Raw genomic sequence first — 17615 nt, 5'->3', positions numbered from 1 at the left:
GTCCGGCTCAGTGTAGAGGCAGGCGCCGACATGTCGTACAGTTCGACCTGCATTCTGCTGCCCGGATCGGTGCCGCGCAAGCGCTCCACATCCCGCTCGAATGCGCGAAATACGAGGTAGGAACCAGTAGGGGGAGTCTTGACGCACGCGCGGCCGGCCCACATGGAGGAAGAATCCTCACGCGGGATAGTCCGTGCACCTGACCTCGCCAGGGTTACCATCCTCGCGAAACACACCCAGGTCGATATGGCCATCCCGGTCGATGTCCCCGTGGCGCTCGTCATTCCGAGCGTGGTCGACATGGTGGCCCAGCACAGCCGGACCAACGATTTCGACAACGAGGGCGAACGCTACGAACCCGCCGACTGGGTGCTTGCCCGGATCGGCCATCCCCCCTTCTCCAATTCGCTGAGCCTCGGCGAACACGGCGTCCGCGACGGTGAGCTGCTCATGCTGGAAAGCGCCGCCGATACCGCACCCACCCCGCTGTTCGACGACATCATGTACAACGTCGCCATCGCCGACGCCGATCATTTCCGGGGATGGACACCGCGGACCGCACGGATCACCGGTTCGGTACTGGCCGTGATCACCATGCTGGTGGGCTGTCTCGGCCTGCTGACCACCCCCGACGCCTTGGCCGGCCGGATCACCGGTTCGATCGCGTTCGGGGTCACCGTCCTGCTGGTGGTCGCCGCCATGATCCTCGGCCGGGTCTACGGGGACAGGGGAACTTCGCTGGTGCTCGGCGGATGTGCGCTGCCGATGGCGTTCACCGCGGGCATGCTCTTCGTCCCCGACCATTACGGCTGGGCGCATATGCTGCTCGGATCCATGCTCTTCGGTGCCACCGCGATACTCGTCTGGCGGGTCACCGGGGTCGGACTCGGCCTGTTCATCGGTGCGGGCGCACTGGCGGTGTACGCCGTACCGGCCGCGCTCGTCGGTCTGCTCACCGATCAACCGGTACGTGCCATCGGCGCCGCGGCCGCCGCCCTCGGCCTGGGCGGCCTCTCCCTGGCCCCGCGGGCCTCCATGCTGCTGGCCAAGCTGCCGCTGCCGCCGGTACCGGCCCCGGGCACCCCCATCGACCCCACCGAGGACGATCCCGACGACCACCGCGCCCTGCCCACCATGGACGCCCTGCGCGCCAAGGCCGAACGCGCGCGGATGTATCTGAGCGGTCTGGTCGCCGCCACCACCCTGGTCACCATTGCCGGCTCCCTGGCCGCCACCGACCCGACCCGGGGCGGTTTCTACTGGCAGGGCATCGCGCTCGCCCTGGTCTGCGCGGTGGTGCTGATGTTCCGCAGCCGCACCTACGCCGGCGCCGACCAAGCGGTGGTGCTGATCACGGGTGGTGCGGCGATCGTATTGATCACGCTGATCGGCGCCGCCTTCGTCACCGACCTACCGCTGGTGGTGTTCGGCGCGGCCATGGTGGTGCTGATCGCCGCGCTGATCCTGGGCATCATCGTTCCCAACCAGTCGGCGACACCGCCCATGCGCCGCGCGACCGAACTCGTGGAATACGGGTTCGTGGCAGCGGTGCTGCCGCTGGTGTTCTGGGTTACCTCGCTCTACTCTCTCGTTCGCGAGCTGTGAACGCCGGCGTGCGCATCGCGGCGGTCGCCCTGACGCTGGGACTCAGCGCCTCCTTCGGGCTCGGCGCGAGTCAGGGCATCGCCTACGCGGACCGACCACCGCCGGCCGACCCCGCTCTGGTGCCGCCGGGCGCGCCGGCCGCACCTCTGGAAGCGACCGAGAACAAATCGAACACCCCGTGCACCAGCACTGTCACCGGGGGCGAAGGTCCGGCCACCCCGGGAGCTCAAAATGTCCTGAACCTGTCCGGCGCGTGGCAATTCTCCCGCGGCGTCGGCCAGACGATTGCCGTGATCGACACCGGTGTCTCCCGACACCCACGGCTACCCGACCTCGTCGGCCTTGGCGACTATGTGAGTGCCGGCGACGGACTCGACGATTGCGATGCGCACGGCACGATGGTCGCCGGGATCATCGCCGCCCGTCCGGTCGAGGGCCAAGGGTTTCACGGAGTCGCCCCGGAGGCCCGCATCCTGTCGATCCGGCAGACCAGCGCGATGTACCAACGGAAGGGCCTGTCCCAACAACAGCGGCCCGAGGATCCGCCCCAGGGTTACGGCAATATCGACGCGCTTGCGCGGGCCGTTGTGCGCGCCGCCGATCACGGTGCGACGGTGATCAACATGTCACTTGTCCTGTGCACGCCCGGCAGCCACAACACCGCCGATGGACCGCTGGCCGCGGCCCTTCAGTACGCGGTCGACGTGAAGGACGTTGTCGTCGTGGCCGCGGCCGGAAACAAGCGCGAGAACTGCGCAGGCGGCAACCCGGGGATCGATCCGATCAGACCCCATGCCGACCTGTGGGGGTCGGTGACCACCAACGTGACTCCCGCCCGGTACGACGACTATGTCCTCTCTGTCGGTTCGATCGATACCAACGGGCGGCCATCCGAATTCACCGTGCCAGGGCCGTGGGTCGGCGTTGCCGCGCCGGGTGAGGACATCGTGTCACTCGATCCGCGGGGCGCGGGAGTGATCAATGCGACCAGGAACGCTCAGGGGGAACAGGTATCTCTGCAGGGCACAAGCTTTGCCGCACCCTACGTCGCCGGAGTGGCCGCACTGGTGCGCTCGAGATACCCGCACCTGCGGGCCCGCGAGGTGATCGAACGTATCGAAGCCACCGCCCACCCGCCCGCCGAGGGCTGGAACCCATATATCGGATACGGCGCCGTGGATCCTGTCGCGGCACTCACCCACGAGGTGCCCGAGCAGTTACCCCCCAAGCAGCCGAATCCCCCGCGCAACCGCCAACTCGCGGTACCTGCGCCCCCTCGGCCTCCCGACCATACCGCCCGCAATGTCGCCCTGATCGGAAGCGGGGTTGTCGGCAGCGCACTGATCCTCGGCTATCTGTCATCATTTCCGATCCGGCGCAGGTTCGGTGTCTCCGGCGACGACTCCTAGTCGAGCAGGGGCGCGCTGATCGCCGGCATCACCACGGCGGTGGCCCCGTGGATGCCGTAAATGGCCGCCTCGGTCCGTTACTGCGCAACACGATCAGTGCGTCGCCGACGGGTATGCCGGTGGCGGCCGGCACGAACCGGCCCGGTAGGTGGGGTGTCGCTCCAGCCGGCGGGATGAAGATGAAGAGCCTCGAGGCCATGTCACGCACGGCCTTGACGGACAACCAGGCCTGGAGGTTCCGGTCCTCGGTCGGCGTGCCGGGGATGCCGAAGCCGACCGCGGCATGCGGCGCCCAAGAGGCGCGCCGACGAAGATGATGATGCCTGTGCCGATCGGTCCGGGGAGCACGGTGGCGACATGGGTGAGCATGGGGGTGCTTTTTCCCTCGGTGACAGCGCCCACCACTTAGCGACGCAAGTAGTGATAGCGACGATATTCTATCCTCGACAGGAAATCTAGCGTCGCTATAATGTTGTCATGTCCGCCATCAGCGAGCGCCGCGAACGTGAACGCGCCCACCGTCATCAGCTGATTATCACGGCCGCGCGCGAACTCGCGGAAACCGAAGGCTGGGAGGCAGTGACGACACGACGGCTGGCCGAACGCGTCGAGTACAGCCAGCCGGTGCTGTACAGCCACTTCAACGGCAAGGACGCCATCGTGAGCGCCGTCGCCATGGACGGATTCAGCGAACTCGCCGCCCACCTGCGCCGCGCACGGCAGGCCGCCCCCGGACCCGGACAGGCCCTGCGCGCCGTCTGCCGCGCCTACCTGGAGTTCGCGACCGAGCGACCTGCCCTGTACCAGGCCATGTTCATCCTGCCCACCGACCTGAAGTTCGCGAGCGCCGAGACACCGCCCCCGCTGCGGGCTGCTTTCGACGAGTTCGTCATCTGCTTTTGCCCGGACAACAAGCGACGCGAACTATTCGCCGAAGTCATCTGGAGCGCGTTGCACGGCATGGCCATCCTGTCGGACAGCGGCCGCATCCCCCCGGACGGACAGGAGGAACGGCTCGACTTCCTCATCACCCAGATCGCCGACACCCCATGAGACCAACCACACCCTGAGGGGCTTGAAAGGAAGGATCCGAGCAGAGCCGCCGGCTTTCGGAAGGAACGGACAGTCGTGGAAGATCGGAAAAATGCTGTGGCGCCGGATCGACATCGGCGATCTTCAGACGTGTGAGCTCATAGAGCAGATCATCAAAGGCCTGCACCTGGTCCGGTCACGGCCGCCATTGACCGGGCTCGGCGAGATCGGGCTCGAGCGGGCGCAGTCGCCCGGTACGGGCAGGCTGTCCGCCGTGCGAGTTCGTCGGCACCACCACCGCGTACCCCCTACCTTGCGCCACACACCGATGACAACTCGCTCGGTTTCTGCCCACTTCCGGCGCCATTCCTGGACCTCACCGTCAGCGGCGCCGCAGCCGATGGCAAACGCGCGAGTGGCCTCCCACGTCGGGAACTTCTTCACACCGGCCGCTTCCGCGAGCGTGGTGTGCGAGCAATTGTCGACCGCGGCCATCTTCCGAAACGTCCACCCCGGCACCCGATCCATGCGCTCTCGCCGCTGCTGCGCGAACTGGCCGATCGGACCGGTTCCTCGATCGGTTTACGTCTTCTGCCCATCACCTGGAATCACGCCCGCTTCGGATCTCGGACGGTCGCCGATGGCACATCGGCAGAATCGTCTCCGCGCCGCATCACGACCAGCGTCGCGGTGCTGAATGTCGCCGGGGCACCGATCGCGACGAGTGGGTTCACTCCGCAGAGAACGAGTACGACAGCCGTCGTGGCCAGCAACACGAAAACCATGGCATAGCAGGCGAACCACCGCCCCGGCAGGCAATTCGTGGAGGGACAGGGATGAGGCTTCGACGACCCCAAAGCCAGAACCTTCTTTCTGATGAACCGGTCGCGGCGCCGTGAGCGTCCGCGTAACACCACAGCTCACTGCGGGTGCATCCGATTTGTTCGGATTCGTCCCGATGGCATCCGAGTTTGCGCTTTACCGGAGTTCGGGTTGGCACGCTCGGCATGTCCTCATGGACGCCAAGAGTCGCGCCACGCCGCATTCTCGACATGGAACCCGATGCGGCGCGTAACTTCCTCGTACGGGTCCTGTGGTCGCAGGAGCCCGGAAAACCAGGTGGCTGTCGGGGAAGAGGTCGACGGTGAGCTGATCGGCATGGGGAGTCCTCTCGGTCGGTGTTCTCATCCGAACTCTTAGGACCGCCGGCGCCGATTCCCCCGGAACCGGTAAGCGACAATGGCTTTCGGCTTTGCGGGGGATGCGGCTCGGAAAGCCCTATAACCTCTGCGACCGGTGTGCGAGCTGCGCCCGGACGATGCTGCCGGTGGCCGTTGCGGAGAGCGGCATACGCACGAAGGAGGACATATGGGGACACCGGGCCCGGAGGCCGTCCCACCGAAGGGAAACGACCTGAACAGCTATGACGAAGAACGCGGCTGGAGTCCTCCGCCGAACGACAACACCGACGAAAACCATCACGCAGCAGAAGACACCGAACGCCAACAGAAACCTTCCCCCTGCTCGATCTGTGAGGTGTGCTCATCCCTCGAAGCCCCCGGCCCAGTCGAGCAGGCCGTCGAGGAGTTGAACCAGGCCGCCGCCGAGCGTGAGCTCTTCGAGCTTCTCCGCAGGCAAGGCGTCAAAGGGCCCGTCTGGGAGACAGTGGTCGTCGCACTATCCGAGTACGCCACCCAGGTCCTGGACCCATGGATCTGGACCGGCGAGGTCTATAGCAAGCTCGCCGAGAAAAAAATCAGGCTCGAGGCCAGAGCCACCGAGCGTGAGGCGTTGACCGCGAACCGGGACTACCGGCAAGAGATCATCGACCGAACCGTTGTGGGCGCGCTGACGAAGTTCCGAGACCACATGCGCGCAGGAAAGGGATGGGACCCGTGCCAAGGGGCGAAGCTCCGTACATACTTCATCACCGCATGCCTCTATGAATTCCCCCAAGCCCTCGGAGAAGACCTCCGGTGGCGCCGCACCCACCAACCTCTTTCCTCCGACTACGACGATATCGCCGATCTGCTGGACACCCGCGACTCGCCACGAACTCTCTCCAGCCGCGACCCCATCGAGACAGTGACCGACCGTCTGATGATCCAGGCGTATCTCGCGACCTTGACACGCCCCGACAAGATCATTGTGCTGGCCGTCGCACAGGGTTACACCCAGGGTGAAATCGCACATCTATTCCCCGACCTGGCGCTTACCCCCAAGGCGGTCGAACGGCGCCTTCAAAGGATTCGCAAGCACGCCCGCCTGAACCTGAGGAGCCTCGGATGACCCCCCACAACTTCACCACCGCGGCAGATCTGACCGCACGCACCCAAGGGCTCCTCGAAAGGTCATCGTTGAGCGAAGACGGCCCACGTCGACTGCGTCGCCGCGCTTCTCGCGACCAGGTCAACCGGATCCGTGAGCTTCTGACCCGCTCCACTCGGGAAACCCGGACAGACCGACCGGAAAACGAGGACGTCGGCTCCGATCACATAGGCGAGCAGACCCACCACGGCCTCCCACCGGACCCTCACGATCTCGCGCCGGCTCCGACCGCCGCCACCCTCGACCGAAAGTCCCCGTCAGCAGCGCTCGAAAGACTGATCGCCCGAATTGCCCTCCAGCTCACAGACGTCGATCACACCACCGCAGCGGCAGCCACCGAGCGCATCCTCGCCGGTCTGATCGAGCACCTCGATGTCGACTTCGGATATCTGCGGCGCATCGACCGCGAACGACAGGCAACCGTTCTCGTCGCGGAATGGCCCCGCAGAACGGCACCCGACCCGGATCCACTCGACGTCGTCTACTTCGACCAGGCATATTCGCCGCTCCACTCCCTCGAGAACATAACCGAGCCGACAATCCTGCATGCAGTCTCCTACTTCGACCAGCAGGTGACCTCTGCTGTCGTGCCACTACTACTGCGTGGCGAATCGATCGGCCTGCTGGGTTTCGTCAAGCATGGCGATTGGGTCTGGAGCGACCATGAGTTGGGCGCGCTCGAGGTGCTTTCCTCGATGCTGACCCAACTACAAGCACGCATCGACGCCGAAATGAAAGTGCGGTACGTCGCCGCGCACGACGATCTGACGGGCTTGCCCAATCAGCATGCCCTGATGAAGTACATGGAGCAACGACTGCGGCCAGGACACCCCGGACCGGTGGCAGCGTTGTGTGTGAGCCTGAACAGATTGACGACCGTCAACAACCACCTCGGGCGCACCGCAGGCGATAACATCTTGCGCACCATCGCGGCCCGCTTGAGAGACCACTTGGAACAGGCCGACATGATCGCCAGGATCGGCGATGAGTTCGTCATCGTGCCGGCGAGGCCGATGGACGCCGTGACTGCCGAGTTCGTCGCAGCCGCGATCCAGCAGGGATTGATCGTCGGTGTCACTGTCAACGGCAAATCCATCAGCTGCGGGATCAGCGTCGGCGTAGGCGTCGGCATCCCCGGCGAAGCACCCCCTGACGTGCTGCGCCGAGCGGACCTGGCGCTCCGAGCAGCGAAAACACAGGACGGCAATGGGGTCGCTGTCTACACCGATGTTGTTTACACTCAGTTCGAGCTCCAAGACGACCTCACACTCAGCCTGCACAGCGCGGTCTCCGACGACTCACTGATCCTGCACTACCAGCCCGAGGTCGACCTACTCACCGGCCGCATCCTCGGTTTGGAGGCGTTGGTGCGCTGGCAGCACCCCACCCGCGGCCTGCTGGCGCCGGACAGGTTCGTCGGGGTAGCCGAAGCCACGAACCTTGCCGGTGAACTCGGGGACTGGGTGATCCGCACCGCCTGCGCCCAGTTCGCCGCTTGGCGCTCTCGCGGACTCGCCTCGGACATAGTGATGCGGATCAACACCTCACCGCGACAATTGATCAACCCCACCTTCGTCGAGCGCGTCGAAGACGCCTTTCGGCAGCACAACCTCGACGGCGGATCTGTATGTCTGGAAATCACCGAGAACGTCTCCGTTCAAGACATGAACCGGACTCACGAGACGCTGCACGCCCTCAAGCGCTTGAACGTGCAGATCGCCATCGATGACTTCGGCACGGGGTACAACACGTTGTCACATCTCAAGGCGCTGCCGGTAGACACGGTCAAGATCGACCGCAGCTTCGTCAAACGCCTCACCGACAACGCCAAAGATCGCGCCATCGTCGAATCCATTGTCGGACTCGCCCGTTCCTTCGATCTCGAGGTCATCGGGGAAGGAGTCGAAACCGCAGCCGTCGCACGCGCCCTGATCGGCCTCGGCTGTCACCGTGCCCAAGGGTTTCTCATCGCACGTCCCCTGCCTGCCGAGGAGATCGAAACGCACTTGCTCGCCACCCGGATTGCACTGCCTCTTGAAAAGGGGCGATCCACCCAAAGCTAGCCTTACCGCGGTAATGACACGGGCGTCTTTACCGCGGTAAGGGCTTGGCAAGCGCTACCGCTCGACGGACAGCGCCGAGATCAACCGGGTGGGTTGGTCCGGATCGGGATAGCCGCGGATTGCTTCCGCTGGGACCATGGGCTCGGGGCGGTCCCGTCGCGTGGATCCCAATTGTCGATCACCACCGGGTACGGACCCCGCAGGGCTCGATCACTTTCGGATTGTCTGCGCTGTCGGATCGAATGGCAGCGGCCCCGTTGTCGTCGGCACTACCACGAAATCCACGACCTCGAGCACCGCGCGCAGCGCGTCGGCGGCGTCCCCGTTACCAGCACCGGCACTGTCGGCTACGTCTTCCCGTCCTTGGCAACCGTGGAGTTCGGTAAGGGCACCACCGCCGAGGCAGTGAAAGCGCTGCCGAGACCCGATGCCTGGGCCATGGCGGCCGGGTCCAGAGGAGGCGAAGGCGGCGGCAGGGTCGGTTGTTGCCCTGGCTGTATGCCTTCGCTGTCCGGGATCGTTCCGGACGGGGCAGGACTGTCGGGCTCGGCTGTTCCCGGGTCGATGATGTTGTTCGCGTCGCCGGTTTGCGGGTTGTCATCTGATTCGGCCCGGTTTTCCGCGTCGGTTCGCTCCTCCGGCGCGGTCGTGTTCCTCGCGCCCGGGGCCGCTTCCGGTGCCTGAGTCGCGGTACCGGGGTCACCGGTTTGCTCGGATGGGGGTGCCTGGCCCGTCGGGTCGGTGGTCTGGGATTCGGGTGGTGCGGCGGATTGGTTGTCGACGGCGTCGATGACGGTGGCGGCGGCATTGCCGGCGGCGGTGATGATTTCGTCGAGGTTGCCGACGAGGATCGCGGTGGCGTTGACGAGATCGGGGATACTGCCGGTGATAGTGCCGACCGCGGTGACCATGTTGGCGATATCGCCGGGAGTCCACCGGCCGGGTGCGCTGGTACTTTCCGGTGTATCCGGGGGCGTCGTGGTGGTGGACGCGGGCGACGAGCCAGGGTCGTCCGGCGCCGGCGAGGATTGGTTCGTGGTACCGGCGGGTTGGTCCGTGGTGTCCGAGACCGACGTGGCAGCCGGAGTGAGGCGAACCGCGGGGCCGGAGTCGATGGTCGTTGTCGGTTGGGCGCCGGCCGGTGTGGTGGAAGCGGTTTCCAATGCGAGGCCGAAGGTCTGGACCGGTGATGTGATGTTCGTTGCGGCGGAAGGGGTTTGCGCCACCACGGTCATGTCCTGCGCCGGTGTGGAGGGTGGGGTGACGGCGGCCGGATCGGCGGAAGCTGTCGGATAGCCGGGTTGCCTGCCGGTGTAGGCGAGGTCGGTGTCGGCGGACGGTTGCCCACCGGGGGAGGTGAATGCCGGGACCGGTAGCCGGTCCAACGCCGCGACGATCTCGTCGTAAATGCCGATGATGGTGGTGTTGGTGGTGTCGCATAGGTCGGCGAACGCGGCCGCCCTGGTGTCGATTTCGGGGACGAGGACCGTGTCGAGCCATTTCGCGCAGAGGGTGGGCGCGTCCGCGTCACCGGCGAGCGCGCTCTCGGGCAGGGCGGCGCGCAGTTCGGCGACCACGGACCCCTCGGTTGCGGGACCGGCGTGGTGGCGCGCGCAGTCGATGATCCAGTCGATCTGCGGCGGTGTTCTCCCGCCCGCGGTGTCGGGTCCGTAGTCGCGCCGGGCGATGTCGGCCTTGCCGCGCACCGCGTCCTCGAGTCGGGTCACCGCCGCCGATACCGTGATGTGGATCGAGCGCAGGGTGTCGAACCCGGTGGTGGCGCGGGTGGCGGCATCGGCGAGGAACCGGTGTGCGTTCGCGGCGGCGGCGGAGCCGTTCCAATACACCGGTAGGCTCCCGGCCCGGCCGGCCAAGGCCTGCGCCTCGTGATCGAGGTGCCGGTCGAGTTCGGTGCCCAGGGCGGTGGCGAACACCCGCAGCGGTTCCAGGTCCATCCCGCGCTCTCGGTCGTAACCGGCGGCCAGCGCCGCGTAGTCCCCGCTCACCGGCGCGTTGCCCGTCCAGTCCCGGTACCGGGGCAGGAACACCTCGAAATACCGCAGCCCCTCGGCGCCGCCGTCCAAGATCGCGTCGATACCGGCGGCGGTGTCGGTCGGCTTCACCGGAACGCTCCCGCGACGACACCGAGGTCGGTGGCGGTGGACCGGTCGACACCCACACAACTGTTAGCACCGGCCCGCAGCGCGCTACCGCAGTCGTACACACAGTTGGCCCACGCGAACAGATACCGCCGCGCCCCGTCCAAGCCCTCCTCCAGGCGGTCGCCATATCCTCGGTAGGCCCGGCCTGCCTTCCCCACGTCGAAACCCGCGATACTGTCGGTGATCCGCGCCGCGGCGTCGTTGACGGCCTGCCCCGACCCCTGCAGGTCCCGGGCAACCCCCTGCACTATGGAAACATCCAACAACATCGGCGGTCCTCCCCTCCTCACGGCGGCGGATCGCCCCCGCCGCCACGGATCGCCACCCCGGTCAACCGAAGCCGTGCCGATCCTGGACTCGTTCTGACATAAGGGTTAGACGCATTCCGGCCCGAATGGTTCCACGGAATCCGAGGATTTCGCCCATGATCTCGTCGGCCGGCCCGCGGCCGCCGCGGTCCCGATCAGTTCGCCGACGCCACCGGCTGCGGCGCCGGCGACGGGTCCGGGGCCACACCGTCGTGCGCGACCATGGCTTCCGCGCGCCCGAGACTCGGTCCGGGCGCGAGCAGTCCCACGATCGGCCACGGCGCCGGTTCGGCCTTCTCCGGCATACCGAGTGCCTTCGCGGCGGCGAGGTCCTTGATGCCGTAGCGGACACCGGTATCGGCGATGAAGAAGATGCTGTCCTTGCGACGGCTGTCCGGTTCGATTCCGGTGGTCTGCACGTAGGCGCCGGCGCCGGGGGTCATATAGGCCGAATCCGCGTGGGGGCCCGAGCCGTCGGCCTGGGCGAGCGGAACCAGTCTCGCACTGTCCGACATCGGCAGGTCCACGCCGGTGATCACCGACAGTTCGGCCCGGTTGCCGGTGGTTTCGCTCGCCTCCGGGATCGGTTTCCAGGACAGGCAGCTCACCGGCTGGTCCCTGGGATCCAGGATGGTCGGCACGGTTTCCGGATAGGTCTGTACCCGCAGAGCGGAGGAGACCTTCGCATTGGTGCGGTCGCTCTGTCCGATGGTGTAGTCGGTGGAGGTCTGCGGATTGGCGTTGCGGATGATCTCGGCGGTGAGCGGGGATATGGCCTGCAGACCGTCGCGGAGCACCACATAGTTCTCCACGCCACCCGTGGTCACCTGCACGACCTCGCCGATACTGTGACCGGCGATCGCGTAGTCGGGGATACCACCCGGATCGTCGATCGTCGGCGGCACGATCTGCGGTACCTCGGGGATGGCATTGAGCAGGCCTTCACTCACCGGTCGCGGTGTCGCGCCGGTGATGTCGAGCGCGTCGGTGACCGCGCGATCGGCCATATCGACCCGTGCGCGTTTGTTGTCGTAGACCAGGTAGGTGGAGCTCGCGCCCTGGACGAACAGCGCTTTCCCCTTCTCCAGCACGGACGCCTTGTCCCCCAGTTCCGGCTCCCCTGCCAGCACCGAGGTGGTGAGATCCTGGCTGCCGTCGCCCTTCATCATGTCGCAGACGCTCCACGGACGCCCCGTACCGGAGTCGTCGGTGGGCAGGGCGCCGGGAGCGCCGGGAATGCCGATCAGCGGGCCGCGCGGTCTCGTGCCGAGTTCGGATTCCTTGATGATGGCCGCTTTCGGGGCCTCCCCCACGGCGAGCCGGGCCGAGGCGAGGTTCAGCGCCGGATGCACCACATCGTCGATCACCGCGTAGACGGCGCCGGACTCCTTGCCGATGAGGATCTTGTTGGTGCCGATCTTGTCCTGCGGGCGCAGCAGCGCGAGCACCCCGCAGCCCGCGAGCACCACGATGGCCAACACCAAACCGGCTGCGTAGGCGCGGGATTGCGAGCGCATTGGATCGTGCAGCATGCGCACATCCCGGCGCACCAGAGCATGCTCCATCCGACGCACCAGAAAGCGGTAACCGCTGACCTGCCACCGAGTAGTGGGCTTAGAAGGCATCTTTTATCCCCCGAACAGTGCTCGCGTTCGTCGAACACAGTACAGTTTCGACAGATCCAGTTCAGCTCGGCCACCCGATCGGCCGACACCGGTACATGGGGGATATGGATGGCCGATCTGGCCGTGGCGGGGCCCGGCAAACTTTTCGGGCGTATTTCGATGCGCAATCTGCTGGTCGCACAGCTCATCGGACTCGTGGCGGGCGTGGTGGCCCTGATGGTGGGTCTCGGGCCGTGGCCCGCGCTCACCGCCGCCGTCGTGGTGGCGGCGCTTCCGTTGATCCCGGTCGGGCGGCGCGTCCTACTGGACTGGCTCGACACCGGGTGGGCGTACCTGAGCCGGACCGACTACGGCATCGGCGACACCGACGACTTCCGCGGGCCGGACGGCCGGTCGCTGGGCCTGTTCCGGGACGGCAGCCGGGTCGTCTCGGTGATCGAGGTGCTCGCACCCAAGGGCGGGCTGACCAGGCTCGGCCGCTCCACCGTGCACGCCTCGCATCTGCTGCCATTGGCCCAGCTGGCGCGCTGCCTCACCCAGCACGACATCCTGCTCAGCGGGATCGACATCATCAGTCACGGGCATCGCAGCCGTTCCGGCACCCCGGCGGGCGCGATCTACGAATCGCTGCTCGGTCCGCTGCCGGCCACCGCACACCGCACGGTGTGGCTGGCCATCGCGTTCGACGCGGTCGCCTGTGCCGGGGCGACGCAGCGCCGCGGCGGCGGCGACGAGGGCGCGGCGCGGGCGGTGACCATCGCGACCCAGCGCATCATGCGCACGCTGGAGGACGCCGACTGCACCGCCCGTATCCTGACCGCCCCGGAGATCCGGCGAGCGGTTTTCCAGGTCATCCAGGACAACAACCCCCGCGAGCTCACCCACCGCTGGCGTTATGCCGAACTCGGCAACTGCGTGAACATCGGCGACGCGCTCGATCCGAAACACCTGGATTCGGAGGCGCTGTCGCAACTGTGGGTGCCCGTGTCGCAGGGAACCACGGTGGCCGTCCGGCTACGGCCGGGCCATTCGGCGGACACGGTGAATATCGGTGCGGCGTGGCGCCTCACCGCCCGGGAACTGCCCGAGGACCGGAAAATTCCGGGAATGGTGTCGATGAACGGCCGGCACCGTGACGCCCTGCTCGCGCATCTGCCGCTCGCCCTGCCGGGGCTGGAGGAGGTCATCCCGATGGCGGAGTACCCGGTCGAGGCCATCGACGCGCTCCAGCTGCCGTCGGCGGGCTGTGGTCAGCTGATCGGCTCCGACGAGCAGGGCAACGGTGTCGCGGTGCGGATCATCGGTGCCGGTATCGCCTCGGTGTATGTGGCGGGTGAGCTCTACTTCGCGCAGCAGCTGGTGTTCCGGGCGCTGGCGGTGGGGGAACGGATCCTGATCCGCACCGATCGTCCACACTCCTGGGCGCAACTGGTGGAAACCATCGGCAGCTGGAAGCGGTTGAGTATCGCCGTGGAAACCCACCAGTCCGATGCCGGATACACCGCGACCGTGGTGGACGGCGTCATCGGACCCGCCCCGCACGCGGGTATCACCACCATTTTCGTGAGCGGCGATCCGATGGGATGGCCCGGGACCCCACCGGATCTGTCGTTCCAGCAGCCGGGCGCCATCGGCAACCATGTGATCCTGCGGACCGGCACCGCGCGCGTGGACCTGAACCTGGTGTCGATCCCACGCGAGGCCACCTATATCGGTCATCCGCGCGGCCACGTGCCCGCGCCTCGGTAGCCCGACGGAGCAGCCGGTGCCGACGCCGGCGATTCGGCCGAACGGTCCGGTGGTGGTTCAGCCCGGATAGGGGTCGGTTGCGCGGGCCTCCCGCAGCACCCGCCCCCACCAGGCGAGCTGCCCCAGCATCCGTTCGGCGCCATCGATGGCCGCCCCGTCGCCGGTGTTCCCTTCCGCGTCGAACTGCTTCTTCGCCCGATGGAAGCTCACCGATTCGCGGACCGAGACCATATGGATTTCCGCCACCACCTGCCGCAGCTGTTCGACGGCCCGCAGCCCGCCGGACATTCCGCCGTAGGAGACGAACCCGATCGGTTTGGCCCGCCATTCGTGTTTGGCGCTGTCCAGCGCGGTTTTCAGGGAGGCCGGATAGCCGTGGTTGTACTCGGAGGTCACCGCCACGAAGGCGTCGGCCGCGGCGAGCCGTTCCCGGAACCATACCACTTCGGAGGTTTCGGTGAGGTCGACGGGCAGCGGGATTTCGACGAGGTCCAGCACGCCGATATCGAACTCGGCACGGGCGCGGGCGGTGCGCAGGAACCAGTCGGCGACCACCGGCGCGAACCGCCCCGGCCGGGTGCTGGCCACGATGACCTCGAGTCGCAGCGGTGTATCCACCGCACGAGCCTAACCCCGACCGGGTCAGGGCAGTTCGAACGGCAGTGACACCCCCGCGTGTACTCGACAGTCATCGCAGGTCTCGGTATCGCCGACGGCCGCGACGGCCCGGCGGATCAGTGCCTTGAACGGTACGATATTTCGCTCGAATTCGGCGAACACATCCACGGCGCGCACGCCCTCGCCCTCTGCGACGCCGGCGTCCAGATCGGTCACCAGAGCCACCGCGGCGTAACACATTTCCAGTTCCCGGGCGAGCACCGCCTCCGGGTGACCGGTCATATTCACCAGGTCCCAGCCCTGTCCGGCGAACCATCGGCTCTCGGCCCTGCTGGAGAAGCGCGGCCCCTGCACCACCACCATGGTGGCCGCCGAACGCACCGGCATTTCCTCGGTGGCGGATTTCGCCGTGATACCGCGCAGTTCCGCGCAGTAGGGGTCGGCGAAGGAGACGTGGATACCGCCGCGGTCGAAGAAGGTCTGCGTACGCCCGGATGTCCGGTCGACCAACTGGTCCGGCACCACCACGGTGCCCGGCCCCCAGTCCGGGCGCAGGCTGCCCACCGCGCACGGTGCGAGGATCCGGCGCACCCCGAGGGACCGCAGTGCCCACATATTCGCCTGGTACGGCACGGTGTGCGGCGAGTATTCGTGCCGGGTGCCGTGCCGCGGCAGGAAGGCGACCGCGCGCCCCTCCACGGTGCCGACCGTGATGGGGGCGCTCGGGTCGCCGTAGGGGGTGTCGACTCGAACCGTCTCCGTCGCGTCGTCGAAGAAATCATAGAAACCGCTGCCGCCGATGACGGCCAATGCGGGTCGGGCTTGTGTAATCATGGCGCGATTCTCCCGCGTCGGGCGGCGCGGCGCGCACCGTAGGGTGCACTTCGGGGTCTCGCCAGCCTCCGGTGTGGCGCTCGGCGGGCTCGCTCACCTGACAAAGTAAACAGGCAAATGTACCCTGAGGGGGTATCGATCAGTACTCGGACCGGCACAGAGGAGACCACGGTGAGACACGATGCCGAGAATCGCGAAGCGGCCACGTCCGAGACCACCCCCATCGAGTCGCCCCACCACCACACCGGCCACGGGTACATCACCGCCAAGGACGACTACCTCAAACGACTGCGCCGCATCGAGGGCCAGGCCCGCGGCCTGCAGCGCATGGTCGAGGAGGAGAAGTACTGTATCGACATCCTGACCCAGGTCTCCGCCATGACCAAGGCACTGCAAGCGGTGGCCATGGGACTGCTCGAGGACCATATCGGCCACTGCGTGGTGGACGCGGCGATAGCCGGCGGTCCGGAGGCCGAGGCCAAGCTCAAGGAGGCCACCGACGCCATCGCGCGGCTGGTCCGCTCCTGAGACACCTTGCGTGGGTTGTGTTGGTCGGATCAGGCCGAATCGGGCGGTAGCGAGCGCCGGCCACCGAGGAACCGATCCGCCGCGCCGAAGCCGAACGGATCCGGCCGGCCGACCTGTGCACCCAGGCGGGCCGAACGGCCGGCCGCCGCGCAGCCCCGTTCACTGGACCTGCGCTTCTGAAGAGAGAAACCCGTCACTACTACCGCTGGGTGCCCACACCGCCATTGGGGCCGATCATCACCGGATCCACCAGTAGGGTCGCGATATCACTGCGCTGTCCCCGGCATGATCGCAAGATGAATGGCCTCGCCACGGGCAAGGGTTTCCAGGGCTTGTGTTACCTCGCCGATGTCGAAGCTGTGTGTATGGAGCCGATGGAGCGGATACCTACCCGACTCGATCAACCGCACTGCCTGCTCGAGCGAGGTGTAGTCGACCCCGAGCACCCCCTTGATCGTCAACTCCTTGGTGATGATCCGGTCGCTGAACAATCCCGGCACCGTGCGTACCCCCTTGAGGCCTGCCAGTACGACAATCCCGCCTTGGGCCGCCATATCGATCGCATCGGTGACCGATTCCGCCGCCCGGGGTGTCGTGTCGACGACAACCCGCGCGCCGACGCCGGCGGTGAGGTCGCGAACTACGGCCACCGGATCTTCGGCCTCGATATTGATCGTGGCATCGGCGCCGAATTCTCGGGCGAGCGTCAGTTTGTCGGCGTCCCGCGCCAGCCCGGTCACGATCACCCGTCGGGCGCCGGCTTCCCGCGCCGCGAGTACGGACGCCAGTCCACGTTGTCCGCAGCCGAGGACGACCACATCATCCCCGACTGCTGTCACGGGGGTATTCACGGCCCACGCGAAACCCGCGCCGAGCGGATTGAACTGGACCGCCACCTCCGCCGGGATATGGCGGGGCATCTTTCGCAGTTTCGACCCCGGCGAGAGATACATATAGTCCGCGTAGCCGCCCCACAACCCGGGCGCACGGTCGGTAGTGGAGAATCCGTAGATTCCGACCTCAGGGCAGTGGCGAAAGTCCTCACGCATGCAGTGTGCACAATGACCGCAGCCGAAGCGCGGGTATACCGCCACACGATCACCGACATCGACCTGCCAGCGCCGCCGCGCGCCGTCACCGATTTCGGCGATTATCCCCAGCGGCTCGTGCCCGAGGATCACCGGGAACACCGGACGGTATTCGCCGTTGTATTGTTCCCAGTCGGTGCCGCATATTCCGCAGGCCTCCACCCGTATCAGTGCGTCATCGGCACCGATCGCGGGTAGGCCGATACGGTCCAGTCGAATGTGGCCGGGCTCGACGAGCACCGCGGCACGTGCAGTCTCCGCCATCG

The 17615-nt window shown here is 66.7% G+C and carries 15 protein-coding genes and 1 pseudogene; 7 read left to right on the top strand and 9 right to left on the bottom strand.

The annotated features are described in order from the left end of the window. The first annotated feature begins 162 nt into the window (after positions 1 to 162). Both eccD and mycP read left to right on the top strand, forming a co-directional pair. Positions 163 to 1605 carry a type VII secretion integral membrane protein EccD gene (gene eccD, locus ON20_RS04410; RefSeq protein ID WP_281032840.1) on the top strand — a complete coding sequence of 481 codons (1443 nt, stop codon included), beginning with the start codon at positions 163 to 165 and terminating at the stop codon, positions 1603 to 1605. Continuing rightward, entirely contained in the window at positions 1602 to 3014 is a 1413-nt protein-coding gene (gene mycP / locus ON20_RS04405) for a type VII secretion-associated serine protease mycosin (RefSeq protein ID WP_245547043.1), read from the top strand. Before eccD ends, mycP begins: the two co-directional genes overlap by 4 nt. Positions 3015 to 3042: 28 nt before the next feature. Here the strand turns inward: mycP and ON20_RS40920 are convergent, their stop codons facing one another. Continuing rightward, a complete protein-coding gene (locus ON20_RS40920; RefSeq protein WP_438803378.1) occupies positions 3043 to 3450 on the bottom strand; it encodes a DUF4267 domain-containing protein in 408 nt (135 codons plus the stop codon). A 41-nt stretch (positions 3451 to 3491) separates the two neighbouring features. Between ON20_RS40920 and ON20_RS04400 the strand changes: the two genes are divergently transcribed. Further along, positions 3492 to 4067, top strand: coding sequence for a TetR/AcrR family transcriptional regulator (locus tag ON20_RS04400; protein WP_040833646.1), 576 nt, complete (start codon positions 3492 to 3494; stop codon positions 4065 to 4067). A 1347-nt stretch (positions 4068 to 5414) separates the two neighbouring features. Further along, positions 5415 to 6335 (top strand): sigma-70 RNA polymerase sigma factor region 4 domain-containing protein, encoded by a 921-nt coding sequence (locus ON20_RS04385; protein ID WP_157228686.1) that lies wholly within the window; start codon positions 5415 to 5417, stop codon positions 6333 to 6335. A 296-nt stretch (positions 6336 to 6631) separates the two neighbouring features. Here ON20_RS04385 and ON20_RS38535 read toward each other — a convergent pair whose 3' ends face one another. After that, positions 6632 to 6886 (bottom strand): hypothetical protein, encoded by a 255-nt coding sequence (locus ON20_RS38535; protein WP_245547041.1) that lies wholly within the window; start codon positions 6884 to 6886, stop codon positions 6632 to 6634. A 60-nt stretch (positions 6887 to 6946) separates the two neighbouring features. On the opposite strand from ON20_RS38535, the gene ON20_RS04380 reads away from it, so the two are divergent. Continuing rightward, on the top strand, positions 6947 to 8437 hold the full coding sequence (locus ON20_RS04380) for a putative bifunctional diguanylate cyclase/phosphodiesterase (protein ID WP_245547039.1): 1491 nt from the start codon (positions 6947 to 6949) through the stop codon (positions 8435 to 8437). A 152-nt stretch (positions 8438 to 8589) separates the two neighbouring features. Here ON20_RS04380 and ON20_RS38530 read toward each other — a convergent pair. From ON20_RS38530 to eccB, 4 genes and pseudogenes are all read right to left on the bottom strand, one after another. After that, a pseudogene (locus ON20_RS38530) lies at positions 8590 to 8782 on the bottom strand (ParA family protein); the annotation flags it as partial. Between the two features lie 2 nt (positions 8783 to 8784). Further along, positions 8785 to 10560 (bottom strand): hypothetical protein, encoded by a 1776-nt coding sequence (locus tag ON20_RS04375; RefSeq protein ID WP_040833642.1) that lies wholly within the window; start codon positions 10558 to 10560, stop codon positions 8785 to 8787. Continuing rightward, positions 10557 to 10868, bottom strand: coding sequence for a hypothetical protein (locus ON20_RS04370; protein ID WP_157228685.1), 312 nt, complete (start codon positions 10866 to 10868; stop codon positions 10557 to 10559). Before ON20_RS04370 ends, ON20_RS04375 begins: the two co-directional genes overlap by 4 nt. Positions 10869 to 11062: 194 nt before the next feature. Continuing rightward, positions 11063 to 12532 (bottom strand): type VII secretion protein EccB, encoded by a 1470-nt coding sequence (gene eccB / locus ON20_RS04365; RefSeq protein WP_083864628.1) that lies wholly within the window; start codon positions 12530 to 12532, stop codon positions 11063 to 11065. Positions 12533 to 12640: 108 nt separating this feature from the next. Between eccB and eccE the strand changes: the two genes are divergently transcribed. Continuing rightward, positions 12641 to 14281: a type VII secretion protein EccE gene (gene eccE, locus ON20_RS04360; RefSeq protein ID WP_040833639.1), complete on the top strand. Its 1641-nt coding sequence runs from the start codon at positions 12641 to 12643 to the stop codon at positions 14279 to 14281. 57 nt (positions 14282 to 14338) lie between these two features. On the opposite strand, the gene ON20_RS04355 is transcribed toward eccE, so the two are convergent. Together ON20_RS04355 and ON20_RS04350 are read right to left on the bottom strand one after the other, a co-directional pair. After that, entirely contained in the window at positions 14339 to 14899 is a 561-nt protein-coding gene (locus tag ON20_RS04355; protein ID WP_040833638.1) for an NADPH-dependent FMN reductase, read from the bottom strand. Positions 14900 to 14923: 24 nt separating this feature from the next. Then, positions 14924 to 15733, bottom strand: coding sequence for an S-methyl-5'-thioadenosine phosphorylase (locus tag ON20_RS04350; protein ID WP_040833637.1), 810 nt, complete (start codon positions 15731 to 15733; stop codon positions 14924 to 14926). Positions 15734 to 15955: 222 nt separating this feature from the next. On the opposite strand from ON20_RS04350, the gene ON20_RS04345 reads away from it, so the two are divergent. After that, a complete protein-coding gene (locus ON20_RS04345; protein ID WP_040833678.1) occupies positions 15956 to 16261 on the top strand; it encodes a metal-sensitive transcriptional regulator in 306 nt (101 codons plus the stop codon). Positions 16262 to 16527: 266 nt separating this feature from the next. Here the strand turns inward: ON20_RS04345 and ON20_RS04340 are convergent, their stop codons facing one another. Beyond that, a complete protein-coding gene (locus ON20_RS04340) occupies positions 16528 to 17613 on the bottom strand; it encodes a zinc-dependent alcohol dehydrogenase (protein WP_040833636.1) in 1086 nt (361 codons plus the stop codon). Between the last annotated feature and the right edge of the window lie 2 nt (positions 17614 to 17615).

The sequence above is a fragment of the Nocardia brevicatena NBRC 12119 genome, assembly GCF_000308495.1.
GTDB lineage: Bacteria > Actinomycetota > Actinomycetes > Mycobacteriales > Mycobacteriaceae > Nocardia > Nocardia brevicatena.
The sequence above is the reverse complement of the archived record's forward strand: the minus strand, read 5'-3'. Positions and strand labels throughout refer to the sequence as shown.

Excerpts from the sequence above, each read along its gene's own strand:
- eccD (WP_281032840.1), top strand. The coding sequence starts at position 163 with ATGGAGGAAGAATCCTCACGCGGGATAGTCCGTGCACCTGACCTCGCC.
- ON20_RS04400 (WP_040833646.1), top strand. The coding sequence starts at position 3,492 with ATGTCCGCCATCAGCGAGCGCCGCGAACGTGAACGCGCCCACCGTCAT.
- ON20_RS04385 (WP_157228686.1), top strand. The coding sequence starts at position 5,415 with ATGGGGACACCGGGCCCGGAGGCCGTCCCACCGAAGGGAAACGACCTG.
- ON20_RS04370 (WP_157228685.1), bottom strand. The coding sequence starts at position 10,868 with ATGTTGTTGGATGTTTCCATAGTGCAGGGGGTTGCCCGGGACCTGCAG.
- eccB (WP_083864628.1), bottom strand. The coding sequence starts at position 12,532 with ATGCCTTCTAAGCCCACTACTCGGTGGCAGGTCAGCGGTTACCGCTTT.
- eccE (WP_040833639.1), top strand. The coding sequence starts at position 12,641 with ATGGCCGATCTGGCCGTGGCGGGGCCCGGCAAACTTTTCGGGCGTATT.
- ON20_RS04350 (WP_040833637.1), bottom strand. The coding sequence starts at position 15,733 with ATGATTACACAAGCCCGACCCGCATTGGCCGTCATCGGCGGCAGCGGT.
- ON20_RS04340 (WP_040833636.1), bottom strand. The coding sequence starts at position 17,613 with ATGGCGGAGACTGCACGTGCCGCGGTGCTCGTCGAGCCCGGCCACATT.